General features: G+C 52.3%; 20 protein-coding genes. 8 read left to right on the top strand and 12 right to left on the bottom strand.

Annotation, left to right across the window (positions count from 1 at the left end):
* Nucleotides 1-110: 110 nt before the first annotated feature.
* A complete protein-coding gene (polA, locus tag BZG13_RS11375; RefSeq protein ID WP_077486705.1) occupies nucleotides 111-2861 on the bottom strand; it encodes a DNA polymerase I in 2751 nt (916 codons plus the stop codon).
* A gap of 452 nt (nucleotides 2862-3313) precedes the next feature.
* Here polA and elbB point away from each other — a divergent pair, with 452 nt between their 5' ends.
* Nucleotides 3314-3964 carry an isoprenoid biosynthesis glyoxalase ElbB gene (gene elbB, locus BZG13_RS11370; RefSeq protein WP_069360781.1) on the top strand — a complete coding sequence of 217 codons (651 nt, stop codon included), beginning with the start codon at nucleotides 3314-3316 and terminating at the stop codon, nucleotides 3962-3964.
* Nucleotides 3965-4602: 638 nt separating this feature from the next.
* Here elbB and BZG13_RS11365 read toward each other — a convergent pair.
* The 3 genes from BZG13_RS11365 to recQ all read right to left on the bottom strand — a co-directional run bounded on the left by BZG13_RS11365 (nucleotide 4603) and on the right by recQ (nucleotide 7487).
* Nucleotides 4603-5271, bottom strand: coding sequence for a 7-cyano-7-deazaguanine/7-aminomethyl-7-deazaguanine transporter (locus tag BZG13_RS11365; RefSeq protein ID WP_077486704.1), 669 nt, complete (start codon nucleotides 5269-5271; stop codon nucleotides 4603-4605).
* Nucleotides 5272-5383: 112 nt separating this feature from the next.
* Nucleotides 5384-5686 carry a DUF3630 family protein gene (locus BZG13_RS11360; RefSeq protein WP_077486703.1) on the bottom strand — a complete coding sequence of 101 codons (303 nt, stop codon included), beginning with the start codon at nucleotides 5684-5686 and terminating at the stop codon, nucleotides 5384-5386.
* A complete protein-coding gene (gene recQ, locus BZG13_RS11355) occupies nucleotides 5673-7487 on the bottom strand; it encodes an ATP-dependent DNA helicase RecQ (RefSeq protein WP_241824803.1) in 1815 nt (604 codons plus the stop codon). The genes BZG13_RS11360 and recQ overlap by 14 nt, the downstream gene beginning before the upstream one ends.
* Nucleotides 7488-7724: 237 nt before the next feature.
* On the opposite strand from recQ, the gene rarD reads away from it, so the two are divergent.
* Both rarD and BZG13_RS11345 read left to right on the top strand, forming a co-directional pair.
* Nucleotides 7725-8657: an EamA family transporter RarD gene (rarD, locus tag BZG13_RS11350; protein WP_077486706.1), complete on the top strand. Its 933-nt coding sequence runs from the start codon at nucleotides 7725-7727 to the stop codon at nucleotides 8655-8657.
* A complete protein-coding gene (locus BZG13_RS11345; protein WP_077486701.1) occupies nucleotides 8654-9298 on the top strand; it encodes a LysE family translocator in 645 nt (214 codons plus the stop codon). Before rarD ends, BZG13_RS11345 begins: the two co-directional genes overlap by 4 nt.
* A 94-nt stretch (nucleotides 9299-9392) precedes the next feature.
* Here the strand turns inward: BZG13_RS11345 and uvrD are convergent, their stop codons facing one another.
* Nucleotides 9393-11573 carry a DNA helicase II gene (gene uvrD, locus BZG13_RS11340; RefSeq protein ID WP_077486700.1) on the bottom strand — a complete coding sequence of 727 codons (2181 nt, stop codon included), beginning with the start codon at nucleotides 11571-11573 and terminating at the stop codon, nucleotides 9393-9395.
* A gap of 242 nt (nucleotides 11574-11815) precedes the next feature.
* Here uvrD and BZG13_RS11335 point away from each other — a divergent pair, with 242 nt between their 5' ends.
* Genes BZG13_RS11335 through BZG13_RS11320 form a run of 4 tightly spaced genes read left to right on the top strand, consistent with a single transcriptional unit; the run spans nucleotide 11816 to nucleotide 14154 of the window.
* A complete protein-coding gene (locus BZG13_RS11335; RefSeq protein WP_069360775.1) occupies nucleotides 11816-12076 on the top strand; it encodes a BufA1 family periplasmic bufferin-type metallophore in 261 nt (86 codons plus the stop codon).
* A 54-nt stretch (nucleotides 12077-12130) separates the two neighbouring features.
* A complete protein-coding gene (gene bufB / locus BZG13_RS11330) occupies nucleotides 12131-12970 on the top strand; it encodes an MNIO family bufferin maturase (protein ID WP_077486699.1) in 840 nt (279 codons plus the stop codon).
* Complete coding sequence (locus BZG13_RS11325; protein WP_158074893.1) at nucleotides 12967-13707, top strand: HvfC/BufC N-terminal domain-containing protein; 741 nt, start codon at nucleotides 12967-12969, stop codon at nucleotides 13705-13707. The genes bufB and BZG13_RS11325 overlap by 4 nt, the downstream gene beginning before the upstream one ends.
* A 3-nt stretch (nucleotides 13708-13710) precedes the next feature.
* Nucleotides 13711-14154, top strand: coding sequence for a DoxX family protein (locus BZG13_RS11320; protein ID WP_077486697.1), 444 nt, complete (start codon nucleotides 13711-13713; stop codon nucleotides 14152-14154).
* Here BZG13_RS11320 and BZG13_RS11315 read toward each other — a convergent pair.
* Genes BZG13_RS11315 through lptM form a run of 6 tightly spaced genes read right to left on the bottom strand, consistent with a single transcriptional unit; the run spans nucleotide 14151 to nucleotide 18771 of the window.
* Nucleotides 14151-14879 (bottom strand): HAD-IA family hydrolase, encoded by a 729-nt coding sequence (locus tag BZG13_RS11315; RefSeq protein ID WP_158074892.1) that lies wholly within the window; start codon nucleotides 14877-14879, stop codon nucleotides 14151-14153. The genes BZG13_RS11320 and BZG13_RS11315 overlap by 4 nt on opposite strands.
* Before the next feature lies 1 nt (nucleotide 14880).
* Nucleotides 14881-15858: a tyrosine recombinase XerC gene (gene xerC / locus BZG13_RS11310; RefSeq protein ID WP_077486695.1), complete on the bottom strand. Its 978-nt coding sequence runs from the start codon at nucleotides 15856-15858 to the stop codon at nucleotides 14881-14883.
* Entirely contained in the window at nucleotides 15855-16556 is a 702-nt protein-coding gene (locus BZG13_RS11305; RefSeq protein WP_241824802.1) for a DUF484 family protein, read from the bottom strand. The genes xerC and BZG13_RS11305 overlap by 4 nt, the downstream gene beginning before the upstream one ends.
* On the bottom strand, nucleotides 16544-17374 hold the full coding sequence (dapF, locus tag BZG13_RS11300; protein ID WP_077486693.1) for a diaminopimelate epimerase: 831 nt from the start codon (nucleotides 17372-17374) through the stop codon (nucleotides 16544-16546). Before dapF ends, BZG13_RS11305 begins: the two co-directional genes overlap by 13 nt.
* An 8-nt stretch (nucleotides 17375-17382) precedes the next feature.
* On the bottom strand, nucleotides 17383-18636 hold the full coding sequence (gene lysA / locus BZG13_RS11295) for a diaminopimelate decarboxylase (protein ID WP_077486692.1): 1254 nt from the start codon (nucleotides 18634-18636) through the stop codon (nucleotides 17383-17385).
* Between the two features lie 24 nt (nucleotides 18637-18660).
* Nucleotides 18661-18771, bottom strand: coding sequence for an LPS translocon maturation chaperone LptM (lptM, locus tag BZG13_RS15515; RefSeq protein ID WP_219722564.1), 111 nt, complete (start codon nucleotides 18769-18771; stop codon nucleotides 18661-18663).
* Nucleotides 18772-18848: 77 nt separating this feature from the next.
* On the opposite strand from lptM, the gene cyaY reads away from it, so the two are divergent.
* Entirely contained in the window at nucleotides 18849-19160 is a 312-nt protein-coding gene (gene cyaY, locus BZG13_RS11290) for an iron donor protein CyaY (protein WP_077457433.1), read from the top strand.
* Nucleotides 19161-19210: 50 nt separating this feature from the next.
* Here the strand turns inward: cyaY and BZG13_RS11285 are convergent, their stop codons facing one another.
* Complete coding sequence (locus BZG13_RS11285) at nucleotides 19211-21796, bottom strand: class I adenylate cyclase (RefSeq protein ID WP_077486691.1); 2586 nt, start codon at nucleotides 21794-21796, stop codon at nucleotides 19211-19213.
* Nucleotides 21797-21968 lie beyond the last annotated feature (172 nt).

The following is a 21968-nucleotide window of genomic DNA, read 5'->3' as shown; positions in this document are numbered from 1 at the left end:
CCTATTTAGCGTAAAAACGCCACAGATCAGGTGGATAATGAATAAAAAAAGCCGATAAAAATATCGGCTTTCAGTGTAAAAAGACAGAAAGGTCAATAAAAACCCTGAACTTAGTGGGCTTCTCCCCAGTTATCGCCGAACCCTGCTTCGGCGATCAAAGGCACATCCAAGTCAGCCGCTGACGCCATCAATTTCCGTACTTTGCTTTCAACTTTGGACATTGATGACGTTTTGACTTCCAACACCAGTTCATCGTGCACCTGCATCACCAGGCGAGCCTCATCCGCGGCGTTGGCTTGGATCCATTGATCAACCAGTATCATCGCACGCTTGATAATATCGGCTGCCGTCCCTTGCATCGGCGCATTGATTGCCGCGCGCTCGGCCCCTTTACGACGCATGCCATTTCGTGATTTTATTTCAGGCAGATATAGGCGACGACCAAAAATGGTTTCCACGTAGCCTTTTTCCGCCGCTTGCTCACGGGTGCGTTCCATGTAGGCCTTCACGCCTGGATAACGCTCAAAATAAGTATCCATGTAACTTTGTGCTTCATGGCGACCAATCCCTAATTGACGAGATAAGCCAAAGGCACTCATGCCATAAATCAGGCCAAAGTTGATCGCTTTGGCGCGGCGACGCTGTTCACTGGTGACTTCATCGAGGCGGATACCCATCACTTCGGCTGCGGTGGCGGCGTGAATATCTTTGCCCTCTCGGAACGCTTCTAGCAAGGCTTTATCACCAGATAAATGCGCCATAATCCGCAATTCGATTTGCGAGTAATCCACCGCCAAAATGGTGTTATCCGCGTCTGCCGTAAAGGCCTCGCGAATACGACGCCCCTGCTCGTTACGAATGGGGATATTTTGTAAGTTCGGATCGGTGGACGATAAGCGTCCCGTCGCGGTGACGGCTTGATGATACGAGGTATGCACGCGGCCCGTTTGCGCATTAATCATGCGCGGCAATTTGTCCGTGTACGTCGATTTGAGTTTTGCCAGTCCACGGTATTCCAAAATCCGCGCAGGTAGCGGGTAATCGAGTGAAAGCTCTTGCAGCACTTCCTCATTGGTTGAAGGGCTCCCTGATGGGGTTTTCTTTACTACCGGCAGGCCCATTTTCTCAAACAAAATCGCTTGTAGTTGCTTGGGCGAGCTTAAGTTGAACTCTTCGCCGGCAATCTCAAAGGCTTCACGCTCAAGCTCAATCAAACGAGTATGTAGCGCCTCTGATTGGGTCGCCAGCTTGTCTTTGTCGATTAGCACCCCATGACGTTCCATGCGCGACAGCACGCTGACCAGCGGCATCTCGTAGCACTCAAAAATGGTTTTTAGTTTCTCGTCACTGGTGACTTTCCCAATCAGGTATTGGTGCAAACGCAACGTAATGTCCGCATCTTCCGCCGCATAAGGTGCCGCTTGCTCAAGCGGGATTTGGTTAAAAGTCAGTTGTTTCTTGCCTTTCCCGGCAATCTCTTCAAAGCTGATGCAGGTATGCTGCAAGTAGCGCTCAGCGAGGCTATCCATGTCATGACGTCCCGCCACACTGTTATAGACGTACGACTCCAGCATGGTGTCATAGGCGATCCCTTTTAAGGTGATCCCGTGACGCGCAAACACACTGGCATCATATTTCAGATTTTGACCGACTTTCGCCGCTGAAGGATCTTCCAACCAAGGGCGTAATACGTCCAGCACCTGATCCAGCGATAACTGCGCCGGCGCTTCCAGGTAATCATGAGCTACCGGCACATACGCCGCTTCACCCGGCGCGACGGCAAATGAAATCCCAACCAGATTGGCTTCCATATAGTTGAGGCTATCGGTTTCCGTATCCACCGCGACCACCTCAGCATCACGGATTTTTTCAAGCCAACTATCCAGCGCGTCGCGTGTCAGAACGGTCTGATAGCCACTGCGGTCAATCGTGGCCGCTTGCGAGATAGGTTCATCAGACACCGCCTCTTCTGGCGCATCACCTTCATCCAGCTCTTTGAGCCAGCGGCGGAATTGCAAGTCACGATACATGGCTACCAAGGTGTCATTATCAGGCTCTTGCTTGACCAGCTGTTCAGGGGTGAAGTCCAGTTCAACGTCCAATTTTATCGTTGCTAACTGGTGTGACAAATAAGCCGACTCTTTATGCTCTGTCAGTTTCTTCGCCATGCTCTTCGCACCACGGAAACCAAGATCGGCGATACGCTCAAGGCTGGCGTAAATATCATCCAAGCCGCCCAGATTGGCAATCAACGCGGTCGCGGTTTTATCACCGACCCCAGGTACACCGGGAATGTTATCGACTTTGTCGCCCATCAGAGCAAGGTAATCAATCATATGCTCAGGACCAAAGCCATACTTCTCACGCACCGCCTCAGGATCCATCACCACATTGGTCATGGTGTTGATTAAGGTGACATGCTCATCCACCAGCTGCGCCATATCTTTATCACCCGTACTGATAAGCACCGGCATCCCCGCTTGTGAGGCTTGCGTGGCGAGCGTGCCAATCACATCATCGGCTTCCACCCCTTCTACCGCGAGTAAAGGCAAACCCATGGCTTTGATAATCTTGTGCAAAGGTTCAATTTGCCCGCGTAGATCATCTGGCATCGGTGGACGATTGGCTTTGTATTRTTCATACATGTCATCGCGGAACGTCTTCCCTTTGGCATCAAAAATCACCGCCACGTGTGAATGTGGATACTGTCGCAACAAGCTGCGCAGCATATTGACCACCCCAAACACCGCGCCCGTGGGCTCGCCTTGGCTATTAGTGAGATTGGGGGACGCATGGTATGCCCGGTAAAGATACGAAGAGCCATCCACAAGGATTAACGGATTGTCGGGAAGAGTTGCCATATCAGAATCTTGATCGCCAGTTAAACACGTTAGCCGTTAAGCATGCCACGAGTCTCGACCCCTGTTAACCATGGTTTTTCCCACAAGGTCGCCAATCTGTGGATAACTTTGTTGGTAATTATTTTATAGGGTTTTGATTTTGTCTAAACAAACATAAGAAATGGATTTTTTATTAAATAAAAACATTAACTTAGGCAAAATCACAGGATCTAGATCTTGATCGAAAAAGGATCCTGTGGTGTGGAAAAAGAAATCGCTACTGGCGTCAAAGGTTGCAGAGAAAGTCATCACAAACTGCGGAGATAATCACCAATTTCTCTTGCGATCTTGGCTACTATTTCGCATAAGCCTTGGCCAATGCGACACTGTTAGACGCAATTAGGCGTAGACGACGCTTTAAGCATTGCCCACTCGGATTGCAATATTTTAAATGCCGATACAAGGAGAGCGTGATGAAAAAGGTGGCTGTGATCTTATCTGGCTGCGGCGTGTTTGATGGTGCCGAGATCCAAGAAACTGTGTTATCCCTACTGGCCCTCGAGCAAAACGATGCTCAATGGCAGTGCTTTGCCCCAGATATCGATCAGCACCATGTTATTAACCATCGTACTGGCGAAGCGATGAGCGAAACGCGTAATGTGCTCACTGAAGCCAGCCGCATTGTGCGTGGGGAGATACTTCCGCTAACTGATTTGAACGCCGATGACTTCGACGCCCTACTGGTTCCTGGCGGTTTTGGTGCCGCGAAAAACTTATCGGACTTTGCTTACAATGGCGATCCGGTTCAGGTACACCAAGATATGTTTGCAGTGTGTCAGGCCTTTGCCCGTTCCGAGAAGCCTGCTGGCTATATGTGTATCGCCCCGATCATGATCCCGCAGATCTACCCAAAAGGCGTCAAAGGCACCATTGGTAATGAGCCAGACATCGCCGCCGCCTTTAACCGTATGGGCGGTGAGCATATCGAATGTCCAGTATCGGATTATGTGTTAGACCAACGCCACCATCTGCTATCCACACCGGCCTATATGCTGGCAACATCTGTGTCGGACGCCGCGAGTGGCATCAATCGGATGGTGAAAAAACTGGTTGAGCTGGCCTAAGCACATAATAGGAAGACACAAAGAAAAAAGCGACGCCGAGAGCGGCGTCGCTGTAACAGGTGAGCGCAAAAACAAAGCTGTTTGAGTAACAGTTTGCTGGCCCCAATACACTGGAAGCAATGTGAGCAATGTCGTGCCTTCAGCGCTGAGCATGTGGGCTTAGCCCTGAAGACAAGTTAACAATAACCATTCTCATTAGCATTTTCAACAAATAATTTCGATGCTTTTTGATTTGTTGATCTTGTGCTCAGACTCTCTCGCTGTCATCAAACTGTCATTGCATCCACCGCCATAATGCCAACATCCATCGTTCGAAAAGTCAGTACCCAGAAAAGAAAAAAGCGACACCCCGAAAGGTGTCGCCTAGCAAAAATGGGCTAACTTAATCACTGTCTGATAAGCGCCCCGCTAATACACTGGAAGCAATGTGAGCAATGTCGTGCCTTCAGGGTTAAGCATGTGGGCTTTACCCTGAGCGCAAGTTAATAATAACCATTCTCATTATCGTTTATCAAGAAAAAAATATGCTTATTTTCCACTCACTGTTCATTTATTGATCTGCTTCTCAAAATAAAGTCGATAATCGGCAGGCTGACGTAAAAAAAGAGCCGCGATGCGACTCTTTATTCTGCGACTGACTAGGACGTTTGCTGCATCGTCGCCGACGGCGTCACCTGTGTGATTCGTCGAATAATCAGGTTGAGCAACACCCCATACAGAGGAATAAACAGTCCCAAGCTAATAATCAACTTAAAGGCATAATCTACCAAGGCGATTTCGACCCAGTGCGCGGCCATAAAGGCATCTTGGCTTTGATAAAACGCAATCGCGAAAAAGGCGAGTGTGTCTGACGCATTACCAAACAAGGTCGAACAACTCGGTGCCACCCACCATTGACGCTGCTGGCGTAACCGATTGAACACATGAATATCTAAAATCTGACCCAGCAGATAGGCCATAAAGCTGGCAATCGCAATCCGCGCGACGGTGAGATTAAAGCTACCCAGCTGCTCCATGCCTTGATAACTGCCTTGGTAAAACAAGACGGATAACACGTAGGAAATCAGCAGCGAGGGCACCATCACCAGCAAGATAATGCGGCGCGCCAGAGTCGGACCATAGATCCTGACGGTTAAATCAGTGGCCAAAAAAATAAACGGAAAGGTAAAGGCTCCCCAGGTGGTGTGGAAACCCCAAACCGTAAAGGGGATCTGCACCAAGTAATTACTGGAGGCAATAATGATTAGATGGAATAGAACGAGGTAACCCAGCGCTTTACGCTGCTGAGCAAGAGAAAAGTGGCTCATCGTGCACCTTTTTGTTATTGGGGGCGAGGGAACCCAAAAGACTTAGCTACCCGTCTACAGGCAGCGCGAGGTGGCGAATTATACAGCAATCAAGCGCCGGTGCCAGTGCAATTTAAAGAGGCGGATGGCGCGTCCACCAACGGCGCAAAAAGGCAATTACCTCGTCGCCCTCATTATCCAGCGCTTCTACCCACACGCTCTGGGTATAATGTGCCGCTTTGAGCATCAAGCGCGTGCCTTCAAAATCAATCAGCCAAGTCATCATGTCAGCGTCCTGTTGGCACTCAAGCACAGAGGCCGCGAGAGTGTCTAACAATGGCTGACAGACTTCTTTAGCATTATCCGCATCAAGCTGCGGCTGATAAAACGCCAAGGTGCTGTCGGACGCCATCAGTTGCCAGTTACTCGGTGCCATAGCCGTACTCACTTACACTAAGATGATCATCGATTAAGTCCAAAAACGCATCGCCGAATTTTTCCAGTTTGCGCTGCCCAACGCCACTGACCGCTAAGAGTTCCGCTTGCGATGACGGCAGCATCTCAGCCATTTCCATCAAACTGGCATCGTTAAATACCACGTAAGGCGGAATATCTTCTTCGTCAGCAATGGCCTTGCGCAACTTACGCAACTTGGCAAACAATTTTTTATCGTAATGGCGCTGGCTCAGTTTGTTGGCTTTGGTGCGCGGGCTGAGGCCAATACGCGGCACCGCCAGCTCAAGGGCAATCTCGCTGCGCAGTAATGGCCGCGCCTGTTCGGTCAACTGCAGCACTGAGCTGCGGGCAATGTTTTGTACCAAGTAACCGCGGTGGATCAATTGGCGAATAATACTCACCCAGTATTCATGGCTCCACTCTCGCCCGATACCATAGGTAGAGAGCTTGTCGTGACCATGATCTTTAATGCGCTGATTTTGCATCCCGCGCAATACTTCCACCACATACCCGACCCCGAAGCTTTGGTTAACACGGTACACGCACGACAGCGCTTTTTGTGCTTGTTCGGTGCCATCAAAATGGGTGGGCGGGTCGAGACAAATATCACAGTTGCCACAAGGGGTTTGGCGGTTCTCACCAAAGTAGTTCAGGAGCACTAAACGGCGACAGGTTTGCGCTTCGGCAAACGCCCCCATCGCGGTCAGTTTATGGCTTTCGACCTGCTTTTGTGGCCCATCCGGCTTTTCTTCCAAGCAGCGATGGAGCCATCCCATGTCGGAGGGGTCATATAACAACACCGCTTCAGCTGGCAGTCCATCTCGCCCGGCACGGCCGGTTTCTTGGTAGTAAGATTCAATATTGCGCGGCACATCATAGTGCACCACAAAGCGAACATTGGGCTTGTTGATCCCCATCCCAAATGCCACGGTCGCTACCACAATGTTGACATCATCACGTTGGAACGCCTCTTGGACTGATCCGCGCGCCTCAGTGGTCATCCCTGCATGGTAAGCGGCGGCGAGCATATTGTTGTCACACAGTTTTTGAGTGACCTGCTCAACCCGCTTACGGCTATTACAATAGACAATCCCGGATTGGCCGCGTTGACCACTCAGAAACTGCACCAATTGGGCTAAAGGTTTGTGCTTTTCCAGCAAGGTGTAACGAATGTTAGGACGGTCAAAGCTACCCAGATGCACCAGCGGATCATGCAGGGCAAGGCGGGATAAAATATCCTCGCGCGTGGTGGCATCCGCGGTGGCTGTCAGCGCCATCACAGGCACGTCAGGAAAGTGCTGTTTGAGCTGGCCTAAAGAGGCATATTCGCGACGAAAATCATGGCCCCACTGGGAAATACAGTGCGCTTCATCCACCGCCACTAATCCAAGTTGCCAATCACTTAAGCGATGAAGAAAATCACGGCCCAGGGCACGCTCAGGCGACACGTACAGCAGTTTCACCTCGCCATGGTTTAAGGCGCGCAAAGTCTCCGCTTGCGCCTCAGGCGTCATCGCTGAGTTTAAGCACGCCGCGGCAACCCCATTGGCATTAAGCTGGTCAACCTGATCTTTCATCAATGAAATCAAAGGTGAAATCACCACGGTCAAGCCGATGCGCACCAACGCGGGGATCTGATAGCACAGAGACTTGCCTCCCCCGGTCGGCATAATGACCAAGGCATCACGCCCCGCAATCGCCGCATCAATCACCGCTTGTTGCCCCTCACGGAACTGGTGATAACCAAACACCGCTTTGAGTACCTGATGGGCAGGGCTCATGGCAGGATCAGCAATGGGGGCGTCGCTAGACGTTGACGCATCGGCATGGGCGGGGGTGGCGGACATAATCAAGCTCGTTATTCAAACTGGCGCTCATTCTACCGACACCCTGTAGGCGATGAAACCCTGAGCACAGAGAAAGGTGCTTGCGCCCACTCTTACAACTTGTTACATCTAGACAACATGCACACGTTGGTGTTCATCCCTGACCGACACTTATAACGAGACTGCGCTGTGATTCCTGATCCGAAACGTACACGCCAAGGCGTGTTATTGGCCCTGGCGGCCTACATTATGTGGGGTATCGCCCCCATGTACTTTAAAACGGTCAACCATATTCCGGCGCCCGAAATTTTAGCGCACCGGGTATTGTGGTCGTTTGTCTTTTTGGCATTGCTGCTTTTTTTCACCCGTCGTTTTTATCAGCTCAAGCCGATTATCCGCGAACCGAAAAAGCTGTTGATGTTAATGCTCACCTCTTGCTTTATTGGCTGTAATTGGCTGATTTTTATCTGGGCGATTGTCAATAATCGCATGCTGGATGCCAGCCTTGGCTACTACATTAATCCACTGGTGAACGTGGCGCTGGGGATGATCTTTCTTGGTGAGCGTTTCCGCCGTCTGCAGTGGCTTGCCGCCGCGCTGGCGTTGGTGGGAGTGTTAGTGCAACTGATCACCTTTGGTTCACTGCCTTGGATTGCGTTGGTGCTGGCCACTAGTTTTGCGATTTACGGCTTACTGCGCAAAAAAATCAATCTTCCTGCGGTGCCGGGTTTGTTTGTGGAAACCTGCACACTCTTACCCATTGCGCTGATTTATCTGTGGCAGTTTGCCGATACATCCAGCGCCAACCTGCTCGAGAATCCCATTAGCCTGAATATGCTACTGGCCGCTGCCGGTTTGATCACGACGGTGCCTTTACTGTGCTTTACCGGCGCCGCCACCCGCTTACCCTTAACAGTATTGGGCTTTTTCCAATATATCGGCCCTAGCTTAATGTTTTTACTCGCCGTCGGCTTGTATGACGAACCCTTTACCCCAGATAAAGCCACCACCTTTGCCTTTATTTGGGCCGCCTTGGCGATATTTAGCTTTGATGCCTATCGGGCAAAACGACAGCAAGAGGCCAAGATAGCGACCACGCCTTTGTCAGCAGGAAAATCAGGATGAATGAGTTCGCTATTCTCGCCACGCTGGCGGGGGTACATATGATTGCGCTGCTCAGCCCCGGGCCCGACTTTGCCTTGGTGCTCCAAAATGCGACCCGTTATGGCCGTGCCACTGGCTTGGCGATTGCGCTAGGGTTATCGCTCAGTATTTTGGCACACACAATATTGAGCATTACCGGCGTCAGTCTGTTGGTGCATCAGCACCCGCAACTGTTTATGTGGGTACAGGTGGCAGGGGGCAGTGTACTGATGTATTTAGGCCTTAGCGCAATCAAAGGCTTGCTCGCCGCTACCACAGCGCCGGCGCAAACCGCCAATGATGCGCCTGCGGTACGCGGCCAAAAACAGGCCTTTTGGAAAGGGGTACTGACCAACCTTTTTAACCCTAAAGCCTTGGTGTTTTTTATTTCCTTGATGAGTACCTTGGTGCCTGCCAGCATGTCCGCCAGTGGCAAAGCCATGGCCGTGGCGGTGGTGTTCCTACTCTCATTGGGCTGGTTTTCGTCACTCGCCTGGCTGCTATCAGGCAGTCGCGTACAGCAAGTGCTCACCAAAGTCGCCCCGGTTATCGATGGCCTGTGTGCACTGTTATTTTTGCTGTTAGGTGGCGCGGTCGTTTGGCAAGCCGGCGTGTTCGGCTAACGCCGCGGCAGAAAAAGCAGGCAATGGGATAAAGACCAATACGCCCAGCCAAGGCTGGGCGTATGTTACGTTTTTTGACGTTAAGCAGCCGAGATTAAAGCGCTTCCAGTTTGGCGTACTGAGTCACCAACCACTTAATCCCTTCCCCATTAAAGGCAACTTGCACGCGGCTTTGCCCGCCACTGCCTTCAAAGTTGATGATGGTGCCTTCACCAAACTTAGGGTGTTGAACCCGCTGACCCAAACTAAATCCGGTTTGGTTAAAGTTCTCCTGAGTCTGCGTTTTGGAAAAACGACCCCCGCTTGCAGCAGGGCGTGAGACATTGGCACGCATGCGCACTTCTTCCAAGCAGGCCTCGGGCAGCTCACGAATAAAGCGCGAGATCTTATGGAACATGTCTTTGCCGTACACACGGCGCATTTCTGCATAGGTGAGATAGAGTTTTTCCATCGCTCGCGTCATACCGACATAGCAAAGGCGACGCTCTTCTTCTAAGCGGCCCGCTTCTTCGGCTGACATCTGGCTGGGGAACATGCCCTCTTCTACCCCGACCATAAAGACTAAGGGGAACTCGAGGCCTTTGGCACTGTGCAAGGTCATCAATTGGACCGCATCATCAAACTCATCCGCTTGCCCTTCACCGGCCTCAAGGGCAGCGTGGGCCAAGAATGCCGACAGCGGTGTCATGCCTTCCGCTTCCGCCTCTTCGGGCGGCGTAWATTGGCGCGTGGCGGTCACCAACTCTTCCAAGTTATCGACGCGTGCTTGCGCTTTTTCACCTTTTTCTTGCTCGTACATAGCGCGCAAGCCGGAGTGACGGATCACGGCATCGGTCTGTTGATACAGCGCCATGTCACGGGTGTCATCTTCTAGCGCATTGACCAGCTCGATAAACCGGCCCAACGCATTGGCCGCGCGTCCTGCCAACGCTTTTTCTGCCAAAATTTGCTCGGCAGTGTGCCACAAGGTTTGGCCGCGATCGCGCGCCGCGCCACGAAGCGTCTCAAGGGTACGATCACCAATCCCTCGAGTGGGTGTATTTACCACTCGCTCAAACGCCGCATCGTCATTGCGATTCGCCATCAAACGTAAATACGCCAGAGCATCTTTGATTTCTTGGCGTTCGAAAAAGCGCATGCCGCCGTAGATACGATAAGGCAGACCGGCTTGAATTAAGGCTTCTTCCAGCACTCGAGATTGGGCGTTGTTGCGATATAAAATCGCACTATCAGTGAGTGCGCCGCCTTCGTCTTGCCAGGTTTTGATTTTCCCGACCACAAAACGCGCTTCATCCAGCTCATTAAAACCGGCATACACAGAGATGGGCTCACCCTCTTTGCCCTCAGTCCACAGGCTTTTGCCCATCCGGTCGGCGTTGTTTTCAATTAGGGTGTTCGCCGCTTGCAAAATCGTACTGGTTGAGCGGTAGTTTTGCTCCAAGCGAATGGTCTGCGGGGTAGTGAAATCGTCCAGAAAACGCTGAATATTCTCGACTTTCGCGCCACGCCAGCCGTAAATAGATTGGTCGTCGTCCCCCACAATCATTACATGCGCCTGTTGGCCAGCCATCATGCGTAGCCACGCATATTGGATGTTGTTGGTATCTTGGAACTCATCCACCAAAATGTGCTGAAAACGTGCTTGATAGTGTTCGCGGATCACCGCTTTATCGCGCAATAACTCTAAGGTTCGCAGCAAGATCTCGGCAAAATCCACCAAGCCGGCGCGATCACAGGCTTCTTGATACGCCTGATAAATCCGCAGCCAAGTGCTTTCAACCGGATCATGGCGGGTATCAATGTGCTTGGGACGCAAGCCTTCATCTTTTTTGCCATTGATGTACCAACTCGCTTGCTTGGCGGGCCAGTGTTTTTCATCCAAGTTTTGCGCTTTAATTAACCGACGTAGCAAGCGCTGCTGGTCGTCTGAATCAAGAATTTGGAAGTCTTGTGGCAGGTTGGCGTCCAAATAGTGGGCACGGAGAATACGATGACAAATACCGTGGAAGGTACCACACCACATGCCAGAGGCCGTGCCTTGCATCAATTGCTCAATACGGCCACGCATTTCCGCTGCTGCTTTGTTGGTGAAGGTCACCGCCATCACCGAGAACGGCGACGCCTCTTCCACCCGCATCAGCCAAGCCATACGATGAACCAGCACACGAGTTTTACCACTGCCAGCACCCGCCAGCACCAAATGGTTGCCGAGCGGCGCGGCCACGGCTTCACGCTGTTTGTCGTTGAGTCCGTCAAGAAGAGTTGATACGTCCATCGCCACCTGCCATTTTACTGGGTATTTATACACTGGTTGGCGATTATACCAGCTCAGCGCTAAATTGCGCGCCCGATCCCGACGCAACTTTTTTAAGTATAAAATTCAGCAGTTTATCCATCGCCGTGCAAAAAAACACTTAAATGATGAAAGATTGTGCAGTGTTTTCCTATCTTGATTTATAGGCCCACCACGAATCAGAGGGCTGATAACACCAACACGGAACAAGAAGAGGATACATGATGAAAAACACTAACCTAGCTGTTGCCGCTGCTGTCACAGGATTGCTGGCGGTGGGTACCACCACACTCACTAGCGCACCGGCCCATGCGGCAGAAAAAGAAAAATGCTACGGCGTCGTTAAAGCAGGAGAAAACGACTGCGCCACCAACACCAGCTCCTGTGCGGGCACGTCAACGAAAGATGGCCAAAAAGACGCTTTTGTCATGGTGCCTGAAGGCTTATGCGACCGCTTAGTCGGCGGCAGTACCTCGTCATCCTGATATGGCGCGCCCGGGCTTGCCCCGGGCTTCGTCACTCGACCACAAGGAGCGACCATGGATGAAGCAACCATTTTGACTGGCGTTGGACTCAGACAACCCCATCTCACCTACTTCGACCACTATCGCCCACAGCTTGGCTGGTTAGAAATCCACAGTGAAAACTATTTCCGCCCTCACCGTCCGGCTTTTTCGACCTTGATGCGGTTACGTGAGGATTACGCCATCAGCTGCCATGGCGTGGGATTATCGCTGGGGAGCGACGAGCCGCTTGATCGGGCCCATTTAGACAAGCTGTGTACACTGGTCAAACACGTCGAGCCACTGTTTGTGTCTGACCATTTAAGTTGGAGCCGGATAGATGGGCAGCACTTTCACGATTTACTCCCCCTCCCTTACACCGAGCAGGCATTGCGGGTGTTTTGCGCCAATGTGCAGCAGGTTCAAGACGCGCTGCAGCGTCCTCTGCTGATTGAAAACCCATCGAGCTATTTAAGCTTTGCTCAGGGTGACTACCACGAATGGGAATTTCTCGCCGAAGTGCACGCTCGCACGGGCTGCGATTTACTGCTCGATTTAAATAATGTTCATGTCAGCGCGTTTAACCATCATTTTAGCGCCAGCACCTACCTTGACGCGATTCCTGCCCATGCGGTGAAAGAGATCCACCTGGCAGGGTTTACCGTCAAACACACACCCGCAGGAGAGATTTGGATAGACACCCATAACCAGCCAGTTAGCGAGGCGGTGTGGACGCTCTATCAACAGTGGATTGACCGCCACGGCCCACGCCACACCCTCATTGAATGGGATACCGACTTGCCCACGCCCGAGCGATTGTTAGCAGAAGCGGCCAAAGCCCACCACCGACTGGCTCGACACAAGGAGGCAGTATGACGCTAGCCACCCTGCAACAGGCCTTTGCGGCCACATTGCGGGACGACCCTCAGCCGCTGCCGATAAAAGACGGTCGCCTTGCCGCTGACAAGCGATTGCAGATTTATCGCAACCATTATGTGGTCACCCTGACCGACACCTTAAAATGCGTGTATCCCAAGACCTGTGCACTACTGGGTGAGGCGTGTTTTGACGCGGTAGCCCGTCATCATGCGATGGTGCATCCCCCGCAAACCGGGGTAATGGAAGACTATGGCGCACAGTTCGATGCGACCTTGCGCGCCCTACCCAATATTATCGAGCCCGTGCCGTGTTGCGCCGAGCTTGCCCGTTTTGAATGGGCGCAAGTGGCGCTCACTCTCGCCCCAGCGTCTCCGCCGTTTGAAGGCAGCGCGCTCGCGTCGCTAAGCCCTGAGCAACAAGCGCAGGTTTGTTTACCGCTCAACCATCAAGCTCGTTTGTTTGAAAGTGACTACGCGGTCAGTGACCTGTGGCAAGCGATCGCCACCGAACAGTTCGAGGGCTTGGTGGTCGAGAAGCCGCAAGCTTTGTTGCTGGTTGCTCACCAAGACAAGGTGCATTGGTACGCGCTCAATACCCATCATGTCAGCGTGCTAAAAACCTGCCCCCATACACCATTAGGTGCCCTGTCAGAGGCGCAACTGGCGTGTGTGTCTGAACTCGCGGCCATGAATGCATTTACCACCCCAACGACTGCCTATAATGCAAAGGAGTAAGCCATGTGGCTAACCACGATCAATCACACCTTCACTCGCGCGCTTACCCCACTGCAGCCGTTACTTCTGCTGGTAGGCCGCGTCTATGTGGCATGGATTTTTTTTCAATCTGGGCTAATCAAATACCAAAATTGGGACAGCACCTTATACCTGTTCGAGTATGAGTATCAGGTGCCTTTGCTGCCATGGCAGCTAGCCGCGTATTTAGGGACAGCAGCGGAGCTGATTTTGCCGGTATTTGTTGCTTTGGGCCTGYTCGCGCGTCCCATGACCTTGGCGTTGTTTGTGTTCAACATTGTCGCGGTCACCTCCTACCCACTGCTATGGGAGCGTGGCTATGATGACCACATTATGTGGGGGGTGATCTTGTTGGTGGTCAGTGTGTGGGGGCCGGGTTGGTTTAACCTCGATAACTGGCTAGCCCGCAAAAAAAGCGGCAGCGATTAGCGGTGCCACTGCTGAATAAGGGTATCGAGTTCATATAGGTCGTCGATCGCCACATCCGGCAAGGTGCGCCCCTTATGCATCATGGGGGACTGGCGGTCTGGGCGGATCCAACAGGCTTGCATGCCCGCTTGGCGCGCGCCAGCCACATCCGAGCTTAAGTGATCGCCCACATGTAAAATACGCGCCGGGGCAAGATCCAAGGCCTGCGCGGCCTTATCAAACATCTCGGGGCTCGGCTTGGCCTCTCCGTGTTCACCGGCACGGAAAATATGCTGGAAAAAGGGCGTCAGGCCAATCGCATCAGTATCGACGTTGCCGTTAGTGATGGCCACCAATGGCAGTTTCTCGGACCAGGCTTTTAAGTAAGCCAAACTTTGCGCCGGCGGGGTAAAGTCACTGCGATATCCGCAAAAGAAGGTCGTCGCCGCTTGAGCTTGTGCGCGCGCTTTCTCCGCGGTTAAACCAACATGCTCTCCGGCTAAGGTCAGCTGGGCAACTCGCATCGCGGTGACGTCAAAGCGTTGGGCTGGATTCTCATCACGGGCTTGGCGGCGAAATCCCGCAAGGGAGGCTTTATCAAGCGCGGCGAGCGGGGGGCAGTGCTCACTCAAATAGTCGTTTAGCGCCGCCTCCGCGCGTGCGATCACCGGCCAGTTATCGTACAAGGTATCATCCAAGTCAAAACTCACCGCATCAAACGCGTTTAAGCGACGATAAAATTTCATATCACGACTCCGAGTTGGTTTTTTTGCCTGCGCTGGGTTTACGAGCCCCTTTACTGCGGGCGCGGGGATGCGCCGCGTCATACACTTTCGCCAAGTGTTGAAAATCCAAATGGGTATAAATTTGTGTCGTGCTTAAATCGGCATGGCCGAGCAGCTCTTGCACCGCCCGCAAATCCCCAGACGACTCCAGCATATGCGTGGCAAAGCTGTGGCGCAGTTTGTGAGGATTAATATGGCTATTCACCGCCTGCTTTTGTCCCCACTCCGCCATACGTTTTTGCACGCTACGGTGAGAAATTCGCTGGCCCAGTTTAGAGATAAATAGCGCCTCTTCTGGCCCTTTGAGGAGCTGGTTACGCACTTTCAGCCAGTTCATCACCCAAGTTTTCGCCATGCCGGAAAAAGGCACGATGCGCTCTTTTTCCCCTTTACCGGTGACACGCAAATCCCCTTTACGTACCGAGACATCACGCACGTTTAAATCAACCAGCTCGGCTAAACGCAGCCCTGCGCCATACATCAGCTCCATCATCGCCCGATCCCGTACCGACAGCGGGTCGTCTTGATCCACCTCGAGCAGCTGATTCATTTCATCCACATCGAGGTTTTTTGGCAACTGGCGCCCTTGCTTGGGCGCGGCGACCCCTTTGGCCGGATTAGCCGCGAGCTGCTCGGTGAGAACGAGGTAGTCGAAAAAGCTGCGCAGTGCGGACAGCCGCAACGCAATACTGCCCGGTTTAAGGCCATCGCGTTTAGCTTGGCTGGAAATTTGTCGCACCCAGTCGGCATCTACATCTTGCCAATGAGCGATGCCCCGCGCGGTCAGAAAGTCGACAATCTTATCTAACTGGCGCTGATAATTACGTTGCGTATGGGCACTGAGGCCCCGTTCGCTGAGCTGATATTGATAAAAGCGGTCAAGAGGGACCGTCAGTGAACGGGGGGCATTAGCAGCTTGGTCAGACGTTACCGTGGTCACTGACGCTCACCCCTTTTTGCCCATTGGCTACATAAGATGGCTAAGTGCGAGGCCAGTTGTTCAATAAAGAGCGTATCCATTTCTGGCTGAAAGTGCCCGCCATCGGCGCTCGCAAAGCTCAACAGTCCCCACTCTTTGCCTTCCCCTTTAATCGGTACCAACGCAAAAGAGCCGAGCTCCGGTGGCGTTGCCATCACCGCTTCCGCATCCACACGGCGTAAGCGCCCAAGATAACAAGGACGTCCGGCAAAATGATGGCTTTTTAATTGCTCCACCGCCTGTCGTGAGATGGTCTGCAGGCCGTCGATAGGCGCATACACCCGTAAGCTAACGCTCAGTTGCAGTTGTTCGCTAAGTGCCGTTAACGCTTTTTGCACCGCCTGCGGTGTGTCGGCACGCAACAGGGCCTGATGCGCCTCAGCAAAAGCACGAAACAGGGCATCGTTTTTCGCCCCTAGGCTCATTAGCTGAGTAATGTCTTCTTCCAGCTCCGCCACCCGCTCACGCAGGCGCTTGAGTTGGATTTCCACCAGCGATACCGCACCTTGCTCACCGTGTGGCACGGTCAGCTGCGTCAGTAAATCACGATGGCGAATAAAAAAGTCTGGATTGTCTTTTAAATACGTCGCCACCGCCTCGTCGCTCAGTGGCATGGTTTCCAGTGTCGAGGCTTCTACCCCATCATTCATAATTGCCATTGTCCATCAAATACATGTGTCGCTGGGCCTGTCATTGATAAAGGGTGACCCGGCCCACGCCAGCGAATGCGTAAATCTCCACCGGGTAAACTTACCGTCACTTGATCATCAAGCACGCCTTGCATGATCCCGACGGCAACGGCGGCACACGCGCCACTGCCACAGGCCTGGGTTTCGCCGGCGCCGCGCTCGTACACTCTAAGCTTAATCGCATTACGCGACAGGATCTGCATAAAGCCAGCATTGACCCGCTCAGGGAAGCGTTCGTGACTTTCAAGTAACGGCCCCAAGGTGTCCACATCGGCGTGGTCGACATCCTCAACCACAGTCACCACATGCGGGTTCCCCATGCTCACGGCACCAACAAACAAGGTCTGTTCCGCCACCCGCATTAGGTAGGTTTTCTCTTGTGAGTTAGCTCGAAACGGAATTTTCCCCGGTGTGAAGACCGGCTCGCCCATGTTCACGCGCACCTGATTGTCGTTTTCAATGTGCAGCAGCATTTTACCCGCTTGGGTGCTCACGCTGATCTGATGCTTATTAGTCAGGCCTTTCATTCGCACAAAGCGCGCAAAGCAGCGCGCACCGTTTCCGCATTGCGAGACTTCCGATGCGTCAGGATTAAAAATGCGATAGTGGAAATCCGTCTCGGGATCGTAAGGCGGCTCCACGACCAATAGCTGGTCAAACCCGACGCCACGCTGGCGATCAGCCAAACGCCGAATCAGATCCGGCGAAAAAAACGCGTTTTGCGTCACACAGTCAACCACCATGAAGTCGTTGCCCAGTCCGTGCATCTTTGCAAACTGTACCTGCATGCCAATCCTTATTCTGGTAGGCGCTGTTCAAGCTGCCATAACGACGCCAAGCTTTCACGCTCGCGCACAAGGTGCGCCTGGTCACCATCGACCATCACCTCGGCAGGACGGCAGCGTGAGTTATAGTTTGACGCCATCACAAAGCCATACGCGCCCGCTGAGCGCACTGCCAGTAAATCACCGGCTGCTAGCACCAACGAACGGTTTTTGCCTAAGTAGTCACCGGTTTCACACACTGGGCCAACCAGGTCATAGGTTTGTGGCTCACCGTCGCGCGGTACTACAGGAATGATCTCTTGATAAGCTTGATACAAGGACGGGCGAATTAAATCATTCATCCCCGCATCGATAATGGCAAAGTTTTTGTGCTCACTGTGTTTAAGAAATTCCACCTTGGTGAGCAAGACCCCGGCATTAGCAGCAATGGCGCGGCCCGGCTCAAAAATCAGCTCAAGGTGACGATGATTATCCAAACGCGCCAACAGCGCTTTAGCGTATTCCGACGGCTGCGGCGGTTTTTCATCGCTGTAGGTCACCCCTAATCCCCCTCCCACATCGAGATGGCGAATCGTAATGCCTTCGTCGGCCAAGGTATCAATCAGCGCCAGCAAGCGGTCGGTAGATTCAATAAAAGGGGCCAGTTCGGTCAGCTGCGAGCCGATGTGGCAATCAATGCCTTCGACCTTAAGGTGTGGCAAGCTGGCCGCATAACGGAAGCTCGTCAGCGCTTGATCAAAGGCAATGCCAAACTTATTGTCTTTCAACCCGGTAGAAATATAAGGGTGAGTATTGGCATCCACATCAGGGTTAATACGCAACGATATCGGCGCTTGCACACCCAATTCGCCCGCCACTTGGTTTAAGCGGTCGAGTTCAGAGTGTGATTCCACGTTGAAGCACTTGATGCCCACTTCCAGCGCGCGACGCATCTCTGCGGCCGTTTTGCCCACGCCAGAAAACACTACTTTCGTGGGATCACCACCGGCGGCAAGCACCCGCTCCAATTCACCTTGAGAGACAATATCAAACCCTGAGCCCAAACGTGCCAACACATTTAATACGCCAATATTAGAATTCGCTTTAACGGCATAACACACCAAATGCGGGTGGTCGCCCACGGCGCGATCAAACGCGTGCCAGTGGCGCTCAAAGGTAGCACGCGAGTAGACGTATAAAGGCGTGCCGTGATCGTGGGCCAGCTGGGTTAAGGGCAGTGATTCCGCCCACAGCTGGCCGTCTTCCTGATAATTGAAATAGTCCAAGGTGCTCTTCCCTGTCGTCGTTGGTTATTGATTTTGTGTCGGTTGTTCGTCCGGATAATACAGGGGCCCTTGTTGGCCACAGCCGGTCAGTGTCATGATGACAGTGAACATCAGTAAAATGACGAGTTTTCGCATAGTGAATGCCAGTGATTATCGAGTCAATGCCCTCTATAATCGCATCACAACCATGAAAAGCAATAGGATGTAACGGGATGAACACAACGGAATATCATCAGTTGGTCGATTTACAAATGCAGGCCATTGAAGAAGGTATCGATGACTCAGGCGCCGACATCGATTATGAGAGCGTTGGCAACGTGATGACGCTGGAATTTGATGATGGCAGCCAGATCATCATTAACCGCCAAGAGCCTATGCAAGAAATTTGGGTAGCGTCAAAAAGCGGTGGGTTCCACTTTGCTCTTAAAGACGGCGAGTGGACCTGCAGCAAAACCGGCTTGATTCTGATGGAGTTGGTTCAGCAAGAGTGTAGCAAGCACGCGGGTGAGCCTGTCTCTTGGTAAGAGGGCGCGGGGAAAGCACCCATGAGATCCCGCGTATCGGGATCTCATGTTTACTTAAATGAGGCGACTTGCCCGGTAAACCCGTCTTGAGAAGGCGGACGTGGTGGCTGCCACTGACTATCACATTTAAAAGGTAATGCTTGGGTGTCGCCCCTGTCATCTGTGACAATCTGATAAAACTGCGGCAAATTAAAGTTAATGAAATTGGCGCTGTAGCTGTAACGGTCGTGGGACGAGGTATAAAAACGGTTGACGCCCTGCACCATTTCGGTTTTATCCCCGCTGCACTGGCGATACACTTCCACCCGGTTATTCTCGTCGAGAATATAGAGGTTGTAACCATTGGTACAATCTTCAAAGAAAAACTGCACCAAGCCCTCGCTGGCATAGGCATCCACGACTTCTGGCGGATGCACATCCTGCGGATTATCCACCACCATCACTGGCGTACCGTTGACCTTGTTGGTGGAAATACAGCGATAAAAGTCGACCGAGTTTTCCAACCGCTGGACGGATACGCCACGACGCTCAAAGAATAAACCATGGGTTTGCTTGCCAATCCGTAGCGCCTTAAAGCGGCGACGTTTTTCTTTCTCAACCGGTTTAAGACGCAGCTCAATGCACTCCGCCACCAGTTGGTAAACCAAATTACGGATTAAGCCGCGCATTTTGCTTGAATAACAGAACACATCGACCGACTCTGGCGGCACCGCATCCTGGTGCATTTTCCCCAACATGGTTTTCAATGCTTCCAAAATGGCATCGTCGCCCCGGTAATTCAGGGTCCGAACTTCATTCCACGAGTTACGATAAACGAGATCAACACTCCCCACCAAACACGTTTCTTCCGGGCCATAACTGAATATGTCGCTATTTTTGAAATCAAAGCGCATCGACGGCTTTTTGTACGCTGATGTCGGGTCTTGCTCTAAATTGACAAACAACGCGAGTTGACGGATTTCGCATGGGCTCGACAGCGCATCCAGCGTCGGGCGTGGTGGGTTGAGCGAGAAGGTATTGCGAATATCGCTCACCAACTGATAGAGAGTATCAAGGTTAACATCGGTATCCCGCACCACAGTATCCAGGCGGGTAGACTCGGTTAGCAGGCCATTAAAAAATGACCAAGCGACCAGCTTTGAGAGGTAGCTGTTGTGCTCAAGTGGCGCGCGACCGATGATATCGACCGGATCAAGCGAGTGCTTATACAAATACCATCCCGGCGCATTCGTCCGCCCCTCCGGCACTTGAATAAAAGTGAGATCCGCTTCGTGTAAATCTGGTGAAATTTGCGGGTTGAGCAAGGTCACTTTGCCTGGCAATTCTTCAAATGCGGCGTAGAGTTTGCGAGCAAGAATGCTGATATCTTGCGGACTGATCGCGGATGTAATGTCGTTACGACGCGCAAAACGGATCAGGTTACGATAGCTTTGCATCAAGGCATCAAGCAATTCATTGTGCGCGTATTGGACTTCTTCGACTTTCCAATGGCGACGGTTGTCGAGGTACGCCAATGCCTGTTCATCCCAACCCCATTCACGCGCTAACAAGCGCAGCACTTCACGGCGCCAGGCGACCGAGCCAGTCGCTGGGGATTGCGTCAATTTCTCGTGGGTTTTCAGATAAAAACAACGGCGAACCAAATCTAACCGGCGCGTGTCACCAATCGATTCCAAGTAACGGGTGACTTTTTCCAGCATCAGGTAATAGGCGTCAGACTGATACACATCAACCCAACCGGCATAGAAACGACGCTTACCATCGACACTCAACAGCTGGGTGCCGGGGTACTGCCACGAGTACGCCTCGAGCAAAATGGCTTTGAGCACCGACTTATACGGCGAATCAATGCTTTTATACAGCTGCCACAAACTCGAGCCAAAATACTCTTCGGCGGGAATGGTGGGCAAACCACCAAAATCAACCCAATCACGACGGTCAAGGCCATGTTCAGCCACCAGTGTATCGACGTATTCCTCGTAGCAGCCTTCCATTTCTGGTGGGACCATGTACCACAACAGTTTTTGCCCAGCGAGTCGCATCGAAGAGCGATAGAACTCATCAAGCAGCAGGAAGTGCTGACTGGTGCCGCAGTTGTCACTGGTCATTGCCTGGGAGAGGTGATGACGAAAACGCCCCTCACAAACCACAAAAAAGTTGGCTTCGATCCCTTGGCTTAACGCCCATTCAGAGATCGCCATACACTTGGCATCGAGTTTATCGCGCTGAGCAGCCGTCACCGAGGCATCGATGCACACCCAGATATCGAGATCACTGGTGAGACTTTGCCCCATGGACCCGGTACTGCCCATGGTATACATGCCTTTAATCGGATGGCGCTTACGGCCTTCTAAACAGGCAGTTAAAGAGGAGAAACGGGTATCTGAGTGGATCAGGCAGTCAGAGACAAACTCACGCTGTGTCTCATCGAGCGCGTAGTCAGCAATACCGAAAGGCACGCTGTCGCCACAAAACCCGGGTAATGCGGGGTGATTTAGATGTAAAAGCACTGGCAGCACATCAAAGATAGCTTGAGCCTGACGACTCATCGCGGACCGCGCGCGATCCATTCTCACGCGGTTAAACGCTTCTATGCGCTCAGTTTGCTGTTCTACGTATGTTTGCAAGGCAATCATCCAGATTCGTTGACATCCCGGTCAACAGGTCGACGTTACTGTCTTCACCGTATCCGCCCAATTGCAGATAACAAAACGTGATCAATGTAACACTCTCGACAACTCGGGTAAAGCCAATAACCCCGATGCCTGTGTGGTGGTATCAAGGTCGCACTATAGGTGCTTTTTGAGA

It is taken from the genome of Salinivibrio sp. ML323 (assembly GCF_001995745.1).
Taxonomy (GTDB): Bacteria; Pseudomonadota; Gammaproteobacteria; order Enterobacterales; family Vibrionaceae; genus Salinivibrio; species Salinivibrio kushneri.
The sequence above is the reverse complement of the archived record's forward strand: the minus strand, read 5'-3'. Positions and strand labels throughout refer to the sequence as shown.